At 43.2% G+C, this 12,648-nt stretch carries 27 protein-coding genes; all 27 read right to left on the bottom strand.

Annotated elements, in window-relative coordinates; all coding sequences use genetic code 11:
- Positions 1-7 precede the first annotated feature (7 nt).
- Entirely contained in the window at positions 8-406 is a 399-nt protein-coding gene (gene rpsK, locus B0E43_RS24020; protein ID WP_026953287.1) for a 30S ribosomal protein S11, read from the bottom strand.
- Positions 407-421: 15 nt separating this feature from the next.
- Positions 422-799 (bottom strand): 30S ribosomal protein S13, encoded by a 378-nt coding sequence (rpsM, locus tag B0E43_RS24015; protein ID WP_077346331.1) that lies wholly within the window; start codon positions 797-799, stop codon positions 422-424.
- A gap of 2 nt (positions 800-801) precedes the next feature.
- Positions 802-918, bottom strand: a complete 117-nt coding sequence (rpmJ, locus tag B0E43_RS24010) for a 50S ribosomal protein L36 (protein WP_077346330.1) — start codon at positions 916-918, stop codon at positions 802-804.
- 6 nt (positions 919-924) lie between these two features.
- A complete protein-coding gene (infA, locus tag B0E43_RS24005; protein WP_077346329.1) occupies positions 925-1,143 on the bottom strand; it encodes a translation initiation factor IF-1 in 219 nt (72 codons plus the stop codon).
- Position 1,144: 1 nt separating this feature from the next.
- The gene (map, locus tag B0E43_RS24000) at positions 1,145-1,918 is read right to left on the bottom strand and encodes a type I methionyl aminopeptidase (RefSeq protein WP_077346328.1); all 774 of its coding nucleotides are present in this window, start codon (positions 1,916-1,918) and stop codon (positions 1,145-1,147) included.
- Position 1,919: 1 nt separating this feature from the next.
- Complete coding sequence (secY, locus tag B0E43_RS23995) at positions 1,920-3,239, bottom strand: preprotein translocase subunit SecY (RefSeq protein WP_077346327.1); 1,320 nt, start codon at positions 3,237-3,239, stop codon at positions 1,920-1,922.
- Between the two features lie 4 nt (positions 3,240-3,243).
- Positions 3,244-3,690, bottom strand: coding sequence for a 50S ribosomal protein L15 (gene rplO / locus B0E43_RS23990; RefSeq protein ID WP_077346326.1), 447 nt, complete (start codon positions 3,688-3,690; stop codon positions 3,244-3,246).
- 2 nt (positions 3,691-3,692) lie between these two features.
- Positions 3,693-3,872 carry a 50S ribosomal protein L30 gene (gene rpmD, locus B0E43_RS23985; RefSeq protein WP_077346325.1) on the bottom strand — a complete coding sequence of 60 codons (180 nt, stop codon included), beginning with the start codon at positions 3,870-3,872 and terminating at the stop codon, positions 3,693-3,695.
- Positions 3,873-3,877: 5 nt separating this feature from the next.
- Positions 3,878-4,396: a 30S ribosomal protein S5 gene (rpsE, locus tag B0E43_RS23980; RefSeq protein WP_077346324.1), complete on the bottom strand. Its 519-nt coding sequence runs from the start codon at positions 4,394-4,396 to the stop codon at positions 3,878-3,880.
- Between the two features lie 5 nt (positions 4,397-4,401).
- Entirely contained in the window at positions 4,402-4,752 is a 351-nt protein-coding gene (gene rplR / locus B0E43_RS23975) for a 50S ribosomal protein L18 (RefSeq protein WP_077346323.1), read from the bottom strand.
- 6 nt (positions 4,753-4,758) lie between these two features.
- Positions 4,759-5,316 (bottom strand): 50S ribosomal protein L6, encoded by a 558-nt coding sequence (gene rplF / locus B0E43_RS23970; RefSeq protein ID WP_077346322.1) that lies wholly within the window; start codon positions 5,314-5,316, stop codon positions 4,759-4,761.
- A 9-nt stretch (positions 5,317-5,325) separates the two neighbouring features.
- The gene (gene rpsH, locus B0E43_RS23965; RefSeq protein ID WP_077346321.1) at positions 5,326-5,721 is read right to left on the bottom strand and encodes a 30S ribosomal protein S8; all 396 of its coding nucleotides are present in this window, start codon (positions 5,719-5,721) and stop codon (positions 5,326-5,328) included.
- An 81-nt stretch (positions 5,722-5,802) separates the two neighbouring features.
- Entirely contained in the window at positions 5,803-6,072 is a 270-nt protein-coding gene (rpsN, locus tag B0E43_RS23960) for a 30S ribosomal protein S14 (protein WP_077346320.1), read from the bottom strand.
- A gap of 2 nt (positions 6,073-6,074) precedes the next feature.
- A complete protein-coding gene (gene rplE, locus B0E43_RS23955) occupies positions 6,075-6,635 on the bottom strand; it encodes a 50S ribosomal protein L5 (RefSeq protein ID WP_077346319.1) in 561 nt (186 codons plus the stop codon).
- Complete coding sequence (gene rplX, locus B0E43_RS23950) at positions 6,628-6,972, bottom strand: 50S ribosomal protein L24 (RefSeq protein WP_077346318.1); 345 nt, start codon at positions 6,970-6,972, stop codon at positions 6,628-6,630. Before rplX ends, rplE begins: the two co-directional genes overlap by 8 nt.
- A gap of 2 nt (positions 6,973-6,974) precedes the next feature.
- Positions 6,975-7,343, bottom strand: a complete 369-nt coding sequence (rplN, locus tag B0E43_RS23945) for a 50S ribosomal protein L14 (RefSeq protein ID WP_026966248.1) — start codon at positions 7,341-7,343, stop codon at positions 6,975-6,977.
- A gap of 2 nt (positions 7,344-7,345) precedes the next feature.
- Positions 7,346-7,609, bottom strand: coding sequence for a 30S ribosomal protein S17 (gene rpsQ / locus B0E43_RS23940; protein ID WP_026966249.1), 264 nt, complete (start codon positions 7,607-7,609; stop codon positions 7,346-7,348).
- Positions 7,610-7,628: 19 nt separating this feature from the next.
- Positions 7,629-7,811, bottom strand: coding sequence for a 50S ribosomal protein L29 (gene rpmC, locus B0E43_RS23935; RefSeq protein ID WP_077346317.1), 183 nt, complete (start codon positions 7,809-7,811; stop codon positions 7,629-7,631).
- 8 nt (positions 7,812-7,819) lie between these two features.
- Entirely contained in the window at positions 7,820-8,239 is a 420-nt protein-coding gene (rplP, locus tag B0E43_RS23930) for a 50S ribosomal protein L16 (RefSeq protein ID WP_077346316.1), read from the bottom strand.
- Between the two features lie 27 nt (positions 8,240-8,266).
- The gene (gene rpsC / locus B0E43_RS23925; RefSeq protein ID WP_077346315.1) at positions 8,267-9,010 is read right to left on the bottom strand and encodes a 30S ribosomal protein S3; all 744 of its coding nucleotides are present in this window, start codon (positions 9,008-9,010) and stop codon (positions 8,267-8,269) included.
- Between the two features lie 8 nt (positions 9,011-9,018).
- Positions 9,019-9,411, bottom strand: a complete 393-nt coding sequence (gene rplV / locus B0E43_RS23920; protein ID WP_077346314.1) for a 50S ribosomal protein L22 — start codon at positions 9,409-9,411, stop codon at positions 9,019-9,021.
- Positions 9,412-9,413: 2 nt separating this feature from the next.
- The gene (gene rpsS, locus B0E43_RS23915) at positions 9,414-9,692 is read right to left on the bottom strand and encodes a 30S ribosomal protein S19 (protein WP_074226879.1); all 279 of its coding nucleotides are present in this window, start codon (positions 9,690-9,692) and stop codon (positions 9,414-9,416) included.
- Positions 9,693-9,694: 2 nt separating this feature from the next.
- Positions 9,695-10,519 carry a 50S ribosomal protein L2 gene (gene rplB / locus B0E43_RS23910; protein WP_077346313.1) on the bottom strand — a complete coding sequence of 275 codons (825 nt, stop codon included), beginning with the start codon at positions 10,517-10,519 and terminating at the stop codon, positions 9,695-9,697.
- A 13-nt stretch (positions 10,520-10,532) separates the two neighbouring features.
- On the bottom strand, positions 10,533-10,820 hold the full coding sequence (gene rplW, locus B0E43_RS23905) for a 50S ribosomal protein L23 (RefSeq protein WP_077346312.1): 288 nt from the start codon (positions 10,818-10,820) through the stop codon (positions 10,533-10,535).
- Positions 10,821-10,824: 4 nt separating this feature from the next.
- Positions 10,825-11,454, bottom strand: a complete 630-nt coding sequence (gene rplD, locus B0E43_RS23900; RefSeq protein WP_077346311.1) for a 50S ribosomal protein L4 — start codon at positions 11,452-11,454, stop codon at positions 10,825-10,827.
- A gap of 3 nt (positions 11,455-11,457) precedes the next feature.
- Positions 11,458-12,090: a 50S ribosomal protein L3 gene (gene rplC / locus B0E43_RS23895; protein WP_077346310.1), complete on the bottom strand. Its 633-nt coding sequence runs from the start codon at positions 12,088-12,090 to the stop codon at positions 11,458-11,460.
- A gap of 246 nt (positions 12,091-12,336) precedes the next feature.
- Complete coding sequence (gene rpsJ / locus B0E43_RS23890; RefSeq protein ID WP_024284766.1) at positions 12,337-12,642, bottom strand: 30S ribosomal protein S10; 306 nt, start codon at positions 12,640-12,642, stop codon at positions 12,337-12,339.
- Positions 12,643-12,648: the final 6 nt, after the last annotated feature.

The raw sequence follows: 12,648 nt of genomic DNA, 5'->3' as shown, positions 1-12,648 counted from the left end.
TTTAAAATTAAACTCTTCTACGCTTAGGAGGACGACAACCGTTGTGCGGCATTGGAGTCACGTCGATAATCGTGGTCACATCCAATCCTACGTTTTGCAATGTTCTGATCGCGGATTCACGACCAGCGCCTGGACCTTTTACGAATACTTCGATTTTTCTCAAACCTAAGTCGTAAGCTACCTGACCGCAGTTTTGGGCGGCCATTTGAGCAGCGTAAGGAGTATTTTTCTTAGAACCTCTGAAGCCCATTTTACCGGCAGAAGCCCAAGAGATCACTTGACCTGCATTATTGGTAATAGAGATGATGATATTGTTGAAGGAGGCTCTGATGTGTGCCTGACCTACAGCTTCTACCTTTACTACTCTTTTTTTACCTTTTGCTTTATCGTTTCTTTTCTGAGCCATAATCTAAATCAGGTTTTATTTAGTTGCCTTCTTTTTGTTAGCAACAGTTTTTCTCTTACCCTTCCTTGTTCTGGCGTTGTTTTTAGTGCCTTGACCACGTACAGGAAGTCCTTTTCTGTGTCTCAAACCTCTGTAACATCCGATATCCATCAGACGCTTGATGTTCAATTGGATCTCTGACTTCAGTACACCTTCGGTTCTGAATTCTTCAGCGATGATGTTACGGATAGCGGTAGATTCTTCGTCATTCCACTCTCCGGCCTTTTTGTCGAAAGAGATACCGGCTTTGCTCAGGATCGCTTTGGCGGCACTTCTTCCTATTCCGAAGATGTAGGTAAGTCCGATTTCGCCGCGCTTATTGTCTGGTATGTCTACACCTGCAATTCTAGCCATGATTAACCTTGTCTTTGTTTATACTTAGGATTTTTCTTATTGATCACAAACAATACTCCTTTTCTGCGGATTAGCTTGCAGTCAACACTTCTCTTTTTAATAGATGCCTTTACTTTCATGTCAGTCTATTTATATCGATATACTATTCTGCCTTTTGTCAAATCATAGGGAGATAATTCCAGCTTGACCTTATCTCCGGGAAGGATTTTGATATAATTCATCCTCATCTTACCGGAAATATGCGCAATCAACTGATGTCCATTTTCCAGTTCCACTTTAAACATCGCGTTTGACAACGCTTCAGTAATGGTTCCGTCTTGCTCGATTGATGTCTGTTTGGCCATATTAGAATTTAAAGCTCTCTTCTATGTATTTATGGGTCGTCAAAACCTCAGTTTTATTCTCAAATATTGCAACCGTATGCTCATAGTGAGCTGAAGGTTTCCGATCTGCAGTTCGGATAGTCCACCCATCTCGCTCCTGTACGATGTTTCGCGTACCCAGATTGATCATTGGCTCAATTGCAATCACCATACCCGCCTTGAGCGGGACACCACTTCCTTTTTTTCCATAATTGGGAACCTCAGGGGCTTCATGCAGTTTTTTGCCCAAACCATGTCCGACAAGCTCTCTGACTACCGTGTAGCCTTTTGCTTCAACAAACTTTTGGATGGCATGACCGATGTCGCCGATTCGATTTCCAGCTACAGCTTGCTCAATTCCTAAATAGAGCGAATCTCGAGTGGCTTTTAATAATGCAATAACAGAAGGGGAAACCTCACCGATAGGATACGTATAAGCGGAATCGCTATGAAAACCTTGGTGAAAGACTCCACAATCTACTGAGATTATATCGCCATCTTTCAATTCATAATCACTTGGAAAACCGTGAACAACAACTTCATTCACTGAAATACAAAGTGAAGACGGGAAGCCATTGTAACCTTTAAATGAAGGTACTCCATGGTGATCCCTTATAAACTCTTCAGCAATCTTGTCAAGAAAAGAGGTCTTTACCCCTTCTTTAATATGCTTGGCTACTTCTCCGTGAGCTTTGCCAAGAATATCAGCACTTTTTTTTATCAACTGAACTTCTTCCGAAGTCTTGTATTGAATCATATTAGGCAACCTGGTAATTAGAAGGGTTATTCTTCATATTACCGCTTTTCATCATTCCCTCGTAATGTCTCATCAACAAGTAACTTTCGATTTGTCTCAAGGTATCCATGATCACACCCACCATAATCAAGAGGGAAGTTCCACCATAGAATTGAGCAAACTCACCACCTACACCGGCTATGATAGCCAAAGCAGGAAGGATTGCTACTGCTGCCAGTAAAACAGATCCAGGTAATGTGATTTTGGAGATAATGCCATCAATAAACTCTGAGGTAGGAGCACCTGGCTTAATGCCTGGAACAAATCCACCGTTACGCTTCATGTCTTCAGCAATTTGCTCCGGGTTAACGGTAATCGCGGTGTAGAAGAATGTGAAGATGATGATCAACGAGGCAAACAACAGATTGTACTGCCAAGAAGTGAAATCGCTGAATGTAGTGCCGATATAGTTTGCAATGTCACTTTCACCTGCCCAAATCTGTGCGATCAACGCTGGCACAAACATCAAGGACTGAGCAAAGATAATTGGCATTACACCGGAAGCATTCACTTTGATAGGAATGTACTGACGCTGACCGCCATATACTTTACCGCCTACTACCTGCTTAGCATACTGAACCGGAATTCTTCTTGTAGCTTCTGTCAGAGCAATAACTCCTACGACTACAAAAAACAACACCCCAGCTTCAATAATCAAAAGCAACATTCCGGAGGAGCCTTTTTCCAAACCTTCGGCGATAAGTGCGCCAGGGAATCTGGAAATAATCCCAATCATGATCAGCATGGAGATACCGTTTCCGATACCTTTTTCAGTGATCTTTTCTCCCAGCCACATACAGAACATCGTTCCGGCTGAAAGCAAAACCAAAGAGCTAAACATGAAAAGAGAGGTACTAACCATTACTGCACCGGTTGGAAGGATGGTTGCTGTGACGTAACCAATACCTTGGGCTACAGTGATCGCAATGGTCAGTACTCGGGTAATCTGGTTGATTCGCTTTCTTCCGGATTCACCCTCCTTTTGCATTTTTTGAAAGTAGGGTACTCCGACAGTCAACAGCTGCAGCACGATGGAAGCAGAGATATAAGGCATTATCCCCAGACCGAAGATGGAGGCATTGCTAAATGCTCCTCCAAGAAAGGTGTCAATCAATCCGAAAATCCCTTCGGGAGTGCCACCCAACTTGGATGGATCTACACCAGGAAGAACGATGAATGAACCTAATCTGAAGATGATGAGGAATCCGATTGTATTCAGGATTCTAACTCTCAGATCTTCGATTGAGAAGATATTCTTAACTGTCGAAATAAACTTTTTCATTTACTTAAATCTTGTTTACAGTACCGCCAAGTTTTTCGATTGCTTCAACTGCTGAAGCAGAAAACTGATGGGCAGTCACGTCTAATTTGGCTGTCAGTTCACCACCACCGAGGATCTTGATTTTGTCATTCTTAGAGGCGATTCCATGAGAAACCAAAGCTTCCATGTCGATCACTGTAAGATTGTACTGCTCGGAAAGGGCCTGCAAGGTATCCAAATTTACTGGTTTGAACTCAACCTTATTAAAGGATTTGAAGCCAAATTTTGGAACCCTTCTTTGAAGTGGCATCTGACCACCTTCAAAACCGATTTTAGATTTGTATCCAGAACGGGATTTCGCTCCCTTATGACCTCTTGTTGAAGTCCCACCTCTACCAGAACCGGTACCACGACCAATTCTTTTGCGGTTTTTGGTTGATCCTTCGGACGGAGTTAATGTATTTAGTTTCATAATTAAGCTACCTCCACTTTTACAAGGTGATTCACTTTATTTACCATTCCAGCAATCTGAGGTGTATTTTCCACTACTACGGATTTGCTGATACGACCCAAACCCAAAGCAGTGATTGTTGCTTTTTGATCTTTTGGTCTGTCGATCGTACTTTTTACCTGTGTGATCTTGATCTTCGCCATGATTATTATCCGTTAAAGACTTTAGCCATTTTCACACCACGCTGCTGTGATACAGCGATTGCATCTCTTAATTGAGTCAATGCATCGATGGTAGCTTTCACCACGTTGTGCGGGTTAGAGGAACCTTTGGATTTAGCCAAAACGTCGGTAACGCCTGCACTTTCCAAAACTGCTCTCATTGCACCACCTGCAATAACACCGGTACCTGCTGCAGCTGGCTTGATCAAAACAAGTCCGCCACCGAATTTACCAATTTGCTCATGAGGAATAGTGCCTTTCAAAACCGGTACTTTTACCAGGTTCTTTTTTGCGTCCTCGATGCCCTTGGTGATTGCATCAGTTACCTCGTTGGCTTTACCCAAACCATAACCTACAACACCCTGGCCATCACCTACTACTACGATTGCTGAGAAAGAGAATCTTCTACCGCCTTTTACCACTTTGGCTACTCGGTTGATAGCAACAACTTTTTCTTTTAATTCTGTATCTGTAGCCCTGATGGGTTTTCTTCTTACTTGAGACATAACGATTAGAATTTAAGGCCCCCTTCTCTGGCGCCGTCAGCCAAAGCTTTTACATTACCATGATACAAGTAGCCGTTTCTGTCGAATACTACTTCAGAAACGCCATTTGCGATGGCTCTTTCGGCAAGTTTTTTACCTACTTCTTTGGATACTTCTATCTTGGTATTGGCTTTAGCACCAAGTTCTTTGGAAGAAGCCTGTGCCAATGTCTGACCTTTAAGGTCGTCCACCAATTGCGCATAGATGCCTGTATTGCTCTTGAATACTGACAAACGAGGTCTGGAATCGGTACCGGAGATCTTTCTTCGGATACCCTGCTTGATTCTAAGTCTTCTGGAATTCTTATTAAATGCCATAACCTATTATTTTTTACCGGCAGTTTTACCAGCCTTACGTCTAACTTGTTCACCAACGAAGCGCACACCTTTTCCTTTGTATGGTTCAACCTTACGAAGGGATTTGATCTTAGCAGCTACTTGTCCGATCAACTCTTTGTCAATACCTTCCAAAGTAATCAATGGGTTTTTACCTTTTGGAGTCTCTGTCTTAAGAGAGATTTCACTTGGCAACGCCATAAAAATACTGTGAGAGTAACCTAAGCTAAGCTCAAGTACCTGGCCCTGATTGGAAGCCTTATAACCTACACCGACCAATTCCAAATCTTTCTTGTAACCTGTAGACACACCGATCACCATATTGTTGATCAATGATCTATAAAGTCCGTGCAAAGATTTATGTCTTTTGGATTCAGTAGGTCTGGAAACAACGATATCGTTGCCTTCCACTTTCACCTGAATATCGGGATTCACATCCTGAGTCAGGGTACCCTTTGGACCTTTAACAGTGACAGTTCCATGAGCTGACACGTCTACAGTAACACCGCCGGGTATATTTATTGCTTTTTTACCTATTCTAGACATGATAGTAAATTAATAAACGTAGCAAAGTACTTCGCCACCGATACCTTCGGTACGGGCTTCTTTGTCAGTCATCACACCTTTGGAGGTGGATACGATTGCTATGCCCAGGCCGTTGATGACTCTTGGGAGCTCATCGTGCTTGGCATATTTTCTCAAACCTGGAGTACTAACTCTTTCAAGGCTTACAATTGCGTTCTGCTTGGTAGTAGGGTTAAACTTCAAAGCGATTTTAATAGTCCCTTGAGGACCACTTTGCTCAAACTTATAGTTTTGGATGTACCCTTTTTCGTGCAATACTTTTGTAATCTCCTTCTTGATGTTAGAAGCAGGTATCTCAACGATTCGGTGAGAAGCCTTGATGGCGTTTCTCAACCTAGTCAGATAATCAGCTATTGGATCAGTCATGGTATTTATAGTCTAGCTCCACCCGTTTTGGGCGTGCAAAGTTACGAATTGATTTTTAGAATAAAAACTACTGTCGTTATTTTACCAGCTGGACTTTGTAACTCCAGGGATCTTGCCTGCTGAGGCCATTTCTCTGAAAGTTACCCTGTTGATACCAAACTTTCTCATGTAGCCTTTTGGACGACCGGTCAGCTTGCAACGATTGTGAAGTCTTACCGGGGAAGCATTTTTTGGCAATTTGTCAAGTGCTTCGTAGTCACCGGCAGCTTTCAGCTCAGCTCTCTTCTTTGCATACTTGGCTACCAGATGCTCTCTTTTTCTCTCACGAGCTTTGATGGATTCTTTTGCCATGATTATTCTTCTTTATTTTTGTTAGCGAAAGGCATTCCGAAAGCTTTCAACAAAGCATAGCTTTCCTCATCTGTCTTGGCAGAAGTCACGAAGGTGATGTCCATTCCAGAGATTCTGTTTACCTTTTCGATAGAGATTTCAGGGAAAATGATCTGCTCAGTGACGCCCAAGGTATAATTTCCTCTTCCGTCAAATCCTTTGTCAGAAATACCTTTGAAGTCACGTACACGTGGCAAAGCAACTGTCATCAGACGGTCCAAAAACTCATACATTTTCTCGCCTCTCAAAGTAACTTTGGCACCAATTGGCATACCTTCTCTCAACTTAAAGTTGGAAACGGCGATCTTTGACTTGGTAGCCACAGCCTTTTGGCCAGTGATCAATGAAAGCTCTTCCACTCCCTGGTCAACCAATTTCTTGTCAGCTACTGCTGCGCCGATGCCTTTGTTAAGGACGATTTTGGTCAATTGAGGTACCTGCATTACAGAAGAATACTGGAATTTCTCTTTCAAAGCCGGAACGATATCGTTCAGGTACTTTACTTTTATTCTTGGATTAGCCATTGATCACCTCCCCGGTTTTCTTAGAATATCTCACTAGTTTACCGTTTTCACCTGCTTTGCGGCCTGTTCTGGTGGCTTCACCAGTTTTAGGATCTACAAGCATCAGGTTACTGATATGCAGAGCTGCCTCTTTCTTTTCGATACCGCCCTGAGGCTTAGCCGCAGTTGGCTTCACGTGCTTGGTGATCATGTTGATCCCTTCTACGTATGCTCTGCTTTTTTCAGTATCTACAGAAAGTACCTTCCCTGTTTTTCCTTTGTCATCACCTGAGATCACCTTTACAGTGTCTCCGGTTTTGATATGCAGCTTTTGCTGCTTTTTAGTCTTTCTTTCCATGATTAGAGTACTTCAGGGGCCAATGAAATGATTTTCATGAACTGCTTTTCTCTAAGCTCTCTGGCCACTGGTCCGAAGATACGTGTGCCTCTTGGCTCGTCGTTGTTGTTCAACAACACAGCAGCGTTGTCTTCAAATCGGATGTAAGAACCGTCTTTGCGACGGATTTCCTTTTTGGTTCTAACGATTACCGCTTTGGAAACGGTGCCTTTTTTCATGTTGCTGGAAGATAGAGCCGACTTTACAGTAACGACTACTTTATCACCGATCGAAGCGTAACGCTTGCCAGTTCCTCCCAATACGCGGATAACGAGTACTTCTTTAGCACCTGAGTTATCTGCAACGCCTAGTCTGGATTCTTGCTGTATCATGATTACTTAGCCCTTTCAATAATTTCAACTAATCTCCAACGCTTGTTCTTGCTCAGCGGACGAGTTTCGCTGATTTTCACCAAGTCGCCTGGGTGACATTCATTGTTCTCGTCATGAACCATAAATTTGGTAGTTTTAGCAACAAACTTACCGTAGATAGGGTGCTTCACTTTACGTTCCACAGCCACAGTCACAGATTTGTCCATTTTGTTGCTTACGACTTTACCAATTCTCTCTTTGCGAAGATTTCTCTCAATCGTAGCCATTTTCTTTTCTGTTAGCTAGTTATTTGGAAGCTAATGCAGTCTTCAATCTTGCGACCAGACGCTTGGCTTCTCTGATTCTGTTAGGATTCTCTATTGGAGAAATCGAGTGGGCAAACTTCAGTTTGCTTAGATTCTCCTGCTCTGCGACAACTCGCTCTGCGATCTCACTTACGGAAAGTGATCTGATTTCTGTATTTTTCATAGTTCTGACTATTCAGCGTAATCTCTACGAACAACAAATCTGGTACTTACGGGTAGCTTCTGCTGCGCAAGTCTCAACGCATCCTGAGCAATCTCCAGGCTCACGCCTGTAGCTTCGAAAAGGATTGTACCTGGTTTGATAACAGCTACCCAGTATTCTGGAGCACCTTTACCCTTACCCATACGAACCTCTGCGGGCTTTTTGGTGATCGGCTTGTCAGGGAAAATCCTGATCCAAACCTGACCTTCTCTCTTCATAGCTCTTGTCATGGCAATACGTGCTGCCTCGATCTGGCGAGAAGTAATCCATCCTGGCTCAAGGGATTTGATGCCAAAGTTGCCAAAAGAGAGTTCTGCTCCTCTTGTAGCAAGGCCTTTGACACGGCCCTTGTGCATTTTCCTAAATTTCGTTCTTTTCGGCTGTAACATGATTTCTCACTTATTCGGTGAAAATAGTTATTTCTTATTTCTGCGTCTTGGACCGTTATCTCTTTCGTTACGACCACCTTTTGGGTTAGGAGTACGCTGGCCTTTTGGCTCATTCGCTGCACCTTGGTTCGGAGACAGATCTCTTTTTCCGTACACTTCACCTTTGAAGATCCATACTTTGATTCCGATGATTCCGTACACGGTAAGTGCTTCGGAAAGTGCGTAATCGATGTCGGCTCTTAAGGTGTGAAGAGGAATTCTTCCCTCTTTGTACATTTCTGAACGGGCCATTTCGGCACCACCCAGACGACCAGAAAGTTTAACTTTGATTCCTTCTGCTCCCACTCGCATGGATGCTGCAATGGCTTGTTTCATTGCTCTTCTGAAGGAAATTCTAGCCTGAAGCTGCTGTGCGATAGACTCACCCACCAATTTGGCATCCAGTTCAGGACGCTTAATTTCGAAGATATTGATTTGAATATCTTTGTTGGTGATCTTCTTAAGCTCTTCTTTCAGCTTGTCTACTTCGGCTCCGCCTTTACCAATTACTACACCCGGACGGGCGGTATGGATAGTCAAGGTGATTCTCTTAAGCGTACGCTCGATGATCACTTTGGCAATACCTCCTTTAGGGATTCTGGCAAGGACATATTTACGGATCTGCTGATCTTCGTATAGTTTTTCAGCAAAGTCTTTCCCACCATACCAGTTGGAATCCCAGCCTTTGACTACACCAAGTCTAAATCCTATTGGGTTAATCTTTTGTCCCATAGTCTTTGTTAATTTGCCTTTTCGTTAGTTACTACTACATCAGCGGTAACGTCTCCTGCGATGAAAGCATCAACAACGAGGGTTACATGATTGGATCTTTTGCGGATTCTGTGACCGCGTCCCTGAGGAGCAGGTCTCAATCTCTTGAGTGATCTGCCTTCGTCCACCATGATGGTTTTAACGTACAGATCAGCTTCCTCAAGTTTTGCGTCAGGGTTTTTTGCCTGCCAGTTGGCTACCGCAGAAAGGAGAAGTTTCTCCAGTTTCATCGCTCCATGGTTAGGAGTGAATTTCAATATGCTAAGTGCCAATCCTACTCGCTTACCTCTCACGAGGTCAGCCACAAGGCGCATTTTGCGCGGGGATGTAGGAACGTTTTTTAATCTTGCTACTGCTTCCATGATTATCTCTTTCCTTTATCTTTTTTAGCAATGTGGCCACGGAAGTTTCTAGTAGGAGCAAATTCACCCAGCTTGTGACCTACCATGTTGTCAGTGACAAACACCGGGATAAACTTGTTACCGTTATGCACTGCGAAGGTATGGCCTACGAAATCCGGAGAAATCATAGATCTTCTTGACCAAGTCTTGATGACAGATTTCTTGCCTGACTCGTTCATGACATCTACTTTCTTCACCAGATGGTGCTCGATATAAGGACCTTTTTTTAATGAACGTGCCATAATTATTTAGATCTTTTGCTGATGATGAACTTGTTTGAATACTTCTTAGGTGATCTGGTTTTCTTTCCTTTAGAAAGAAGACCTTTGCGAGATCTAGGATGTCCACCTGAAGAACGGCCTTCACCACCACCCATAGGGTGATCAACTGGGTTCATGGCTACACCTCTTGTACGAGGTCTTACTCCAAGCCATCTTTTACGACCAGCTTTACCTAACACCACGTTCATGTGGTCACCGTTGGAAACAGTACCTACTGTAGCCATACAAGTTCCCAAAACGAGTCTCATTTCGCCAGAAGGCAGCTTAACAGTTACATATCGCTGATCACGAGCTACAATCTGTGCATATCCACCGGCACTTCTTGCCATGGCTCCACCATTTCCTGGCTTCAGCTCCACATTGTGTACAATAGTACCCATTGGGATGTTGGCCATTGGCATGGCGTTGCCCACTTCTGGAGCAACTTGCTCACCGGAAATCACTGTCTGTCCTACTGACAAACCTTCCGGGGCGATAATATAGGCCTTTGCACCATCTGCGTAATATAGTAGGGCAAGACGTGCAGTTCTGTTTGGATCGTACTCGATAGCTTTCACTGTCGCAGGTACGCCAAACTTATTTCTCTTGAAGTCTACAATTCTGAGTCTTCTCTTGTGACCACCACCGATATAGCGAGCGGTCATTTTGCCTGTATTATTTCTTCCGCCTGATTTCTTCAATGGAGCAAGAAGTGATTTTTCTGGCTTTGACGCTGTGATTTCGTCAAAAGCAGGTGCCACTCTGAATCTTGTCCCTGGAGTTACAGGCTTCAACTTTTTAATTGCCATGATATTGATTCAATTAAATTTCTCCGTAAAAATCAATTACCTCACCATCAGCTACCTGCACGATTGCTTTTTTGAAAGCATTTGTGAAGCCTGATACGATCTTATTCTTGGTGTAGCGGGTCTTGTGCTTTGCAGCATAACGTATCGTACGTACTGACACCACTTTTACGCCGTAGGTTTTCTCTACAGCATTTCTGATCTGGATTTTGTCAGCGGTCTTTTCCACGATAAAACCGTAGACTCCTCTTTCATTTCCAGCAGAAATTTTTTCTGTAATCAAAGGCTGCTTTAGAATATCCATTGTCTTATTTCGATAAAATGGTTTCCAACTTACTTACAGATCCTTCGCACAGTACCAATTGGTCAGCATTGAGGAGTTGGTAAGTATTTACATCATTTACAGTTACCACTTTCGCTTTTGGCAGGTTTCTGCTAGAAAGGAACACGTTCTTGTTTTCTTCAGGAAGTACCAATAGGGTCTTCTTGTCAGAAAGAGAAAGTCCATTCAACAATGCGATGTAGTTTTTGGTCTTTGGAGCTTCAAAAGAAAGATCTTCCAAAACCAAGAGGCTGTTTTCTATCACTTTGTAAGAAAGTGCAGACTTACGCGCCAACTGCTTTACTTTTTTATTGAGTTTGAAAGAGTAATCTCTTGGCCTAGGGCCGAATACTCTACCACCACCACGGAAGTTAGGAGCCTTCAAAGATCCAGCACGTGCACCACCGGTACCTTTTTGCTTTTTGATCTTTTTGGTAGAACCTGCTACTTCGTTTCTTTCTTTTGATTTGTGAGTTCCCTGTCTCTGATTGGCCAGGTACTGCTTCACATCCAGGTAGATTGCGTTATCGTTTGGTTCGATAGCGAAGATTTCGTCAGAAAGAGTCACCTTTCTACCTGTATCTTGTCCTTTATGATTGATTACTGCTAATTCCATGGCTTATTTCTCAATAATTACGAAAGAGTTTTTTGGGCCAGGCACTGAACCAGAAACCAACAACAGGTTTTGCTCAGGATAGACTTTCAACACTCTCAGGTTGATCACTTTTACTCTGTCACCACCAGTTCTTCCGGCCATTCTCATGCCTTTGAATACTCTGGATGGCCAAGAACATGCACCGATGGAACCCGGGTGTCTACCTCTGTTATGCTGACCGTGAGTTTGTCCACCCACACCTGCAAAACCATGACGCTTCACAACACCCTGGAAGCCTTTACCTTTTGAAGTGCCGATGGCATCGACGAAGTCACCTTCTACGAAAACCTCTCCGGCAACCACCGTCTTTCCGAGCTCCACTTGGCCTTCAAACTCGACCCTGAAGTCACGGAATTCAACAACTTTCTGCTTTGGCGTGGTACCGGCCTTTTTAAAATGACCGATCAGAGGCTTTGGAGTGTTTTTCTCCTTGCGCTCACCGAATGCCAACTGCACTGCGTTGTACCCGTCTGTTTCAACGTTTTTTACTTGCGTCACTACGCAAGGACCAGCTTCTATTAGCGTGCATGCGACGTTACGCCCATCGGCACTGAAAATGCTAGTCATTCCTACTTTTTTTCCTATAATACCAGACATCTTGAATAAGATAATTTGATAATCCACAAGAGATTACACACTTGGGCCCTTTTTAAGGACTGCAAAGTTACTGAAATAATATTTGGCAACAAATCCCAACTCTAATATTTTCAAACAATTAGGAAAAATTTGATTTGGTCAGGAACTTATTTGAATCAGCCCAGCCAGTGAAAATTTTAAAATTGCTAAAAAAACAAAAGACCTGCAGGTAATGCAGGCCTTTCGAAGTTCGGATTCCAGGTACCGTCAGACTTTGATTTCTACGTCAACTCCACTAGGAAGCTCGATTTTCATCAAAGCATCCACTGTCTTGGAGGAATTGGAGTAGATATCAACGAGTCTTTTGTAAGTACACAGTTGATACTGATCTCTGGCTTTTTTGTTAACGTGAGGGGATTTCAACACTGTGAATTTCTCCTTCTTGGTAGGCAAAGGAATAGGTCCAACTACTACCGCGCCAGTGGCTTTAACAGCCTTCACGATCTTCTCTGATGACTTATCCACCAGGCTGTGATCGTATGATTTAAGTTTTATTCTAATTTTCTGGTTCATTTTCTT

The organism is Algoriphagus sp. A40 (assembly GCF_002002735.1).
Classification (GTDB): Bacteria; Bacteroidota; Bacteroidia; order Cytophagales; family Cyclobacteriaceae; genus Algoriphagus.
This window is presented reverse-complemented; position numbering and strand designations above follow the sequence as displayed.

Coding starts and splice junctions, on each gene's coding strand:
- rpsK (WP_026953287.1), bottom strand. CDS start 406: ATGGCTCAGAAAAGAAACGATAAAGCAAAAGGTAAAAAAAGAGTAGTA.
- rpsM (WP_077346331.1), bottom strand. CDS start 799: ATGGCTAGAATTGCAGGTGTAGACATACCAGACAATAAGCGCGGCGAA.
- rpmJ (WP_077346330.1), bottom strand. CDS start 918: ATGAAAGTAAAGGCATCTATTAAAAAGAGAAGTGTTGACTGCAAGCTA.
- infA (WP_077346329.1), bottom strand. CDS start 1,143: ATGGCCAAACAGACATCAATCGAGCAAGACGGAACCATTACTGAAGCG.
- map (WP_077346328.1), bottom strand. CDS start 1,918: ATGATTCAATACAAGACTTCGGAAGAAGTTCAGTTGATAAAAAAAAGT.
- secY (WP_077346327.1), bottom strand. CDS start 3,239: ATGAAAAAGTTTATTTCGACAGTTAAGAATATCTTCTCAATCGAAGAT.
- rplO (WP_077346326.1), bottom strand. CDS start 3,690: ATGAAACTAAATACATTAACTCCGTCCGAAGGATCAACCAAAAACCGC.
- rpmD (WP_077346325.1), bottom strand. CDS start 3,872: ATGGCGAAGATCAAGATCACACAGGTAAAAAGTACGATCGACAGACCA.
- rpsE (WP_077346324.1), bottom strand. CDS start 4,396: ATGTCTCAAGTAAGAAGAAAACCCATCAGGGCTACAGATACAGAATTA.
- rplR (WP_077346323.1), bottom strand. CDS start 4,752: ATGGCATTTAATAAGAATTCCAGAAGACTTAGAATCAAGCAGGGTATC.
- rplF (WP_077346322.1), bottom strand. CDS start 5,316: ATGTCTAGAATAGGTAAAAAAGCAATAAATATACCCGGCGGTGTTACT.
- rpsH (WP_077346321.1), bottom strand. CDS start 5,721: ATGACTGATCCAATAGCTGATTATCTGACTAGGTTGAGAAACGCCATC.
- rpsN (WP_077346320.1), bottom strand. CDS start 6,072: ATGGCAAAAGAATCCATCAAAGCTCGTGAGAGAAAAAGAGAGCATCTG.
- rplE (WP_077346319.1), bottom strand. CDS start 6,635: ATGGCTAATCCAAGAATAAAAGTAAAGTACCTGAACGATATCGTTCCG.
- rplX (WP_077346318.1), bottom strand. CDS start 6,972: ATGGAAAGAAAGACTAAAAAGCAGCAAAAGCTGCATATCAAAACCGGA.
- rplN (WP_026966248.1), bottom strand. CDS start 7,343: ATGATACAGCAAGAATCCAGACTAGGCGTTGCAGATAACTCAGGTGCT.
- rpsQ (WP_026966249.1), bottom strand. CDS start 7,609: ATGGCTACGATTGAGAGAAATCTTCGCAAAGAGAGAATTGGTAAAGTC.
- rpmC (WP_077346317.1), bottom strand. CDS start 7,811: ATGAAAAATACAGAAATCAGATCACTTTCCGTAAGTGAGATCGCAGAG.
- rplP (WP_077346316.1), bottom strand. CDS start 8,239: ATGTTACAGCCGAAAAGAACGAAATTTAGGAAAATGCACAAGGGCCGT.
- rpsC (WP_077346315.1), bottom strand. CDS start 9,010: ATGGGACAAAAGATTAACCCAATAGGATTTAGACTTGGTGTAGTCAAA.
- rplV (WP_077346314.1), bottom strand. CDS start 9,411: ATGGAAGCAGTAGCAAGATTAAAAAACGTTCCTACATCCCCGCGCAAA.
- rpsS (WP_074226879.1), bottom strand. CDS start 9,692: ATGGCACGTTCATTAAAAAAAGGTCCTTATATCGAGCACCATCTGGTG.
- rplB (WP_077346313.1), bottom strand. CDS start 10,519: ATGGCAATTAAAAAGTTGAAGCCTGTAACTCCAGGGACAAGATTCAGA.
- rplW (WP_077346312.1), bottom strand. CDS start 10,820: ATGGATATTCTAAAGCAGCCTTTGATTACAGAAAAAATTTCTGCTGGA.
- rplD (WP_077346311.1), bottom strand. CDS start 11,454: ATGGAATTAGCAGTAATCAATCATAAAGGACAAGATACAGGTAGAAAG.
- rplC (WP_077346310.1), bottom strand. CDS start 12,090: ATGTCTGGTATTATAGGAAAAAAAGTAGGAATGACTAGCATTTTCAGT.
- rpsJ (WP_024284766.1), bottom strand. CDS start 12,642: ATGAACCAGAAAATTAGAATAAAACTTAAATCATACGATCACAGCCTG.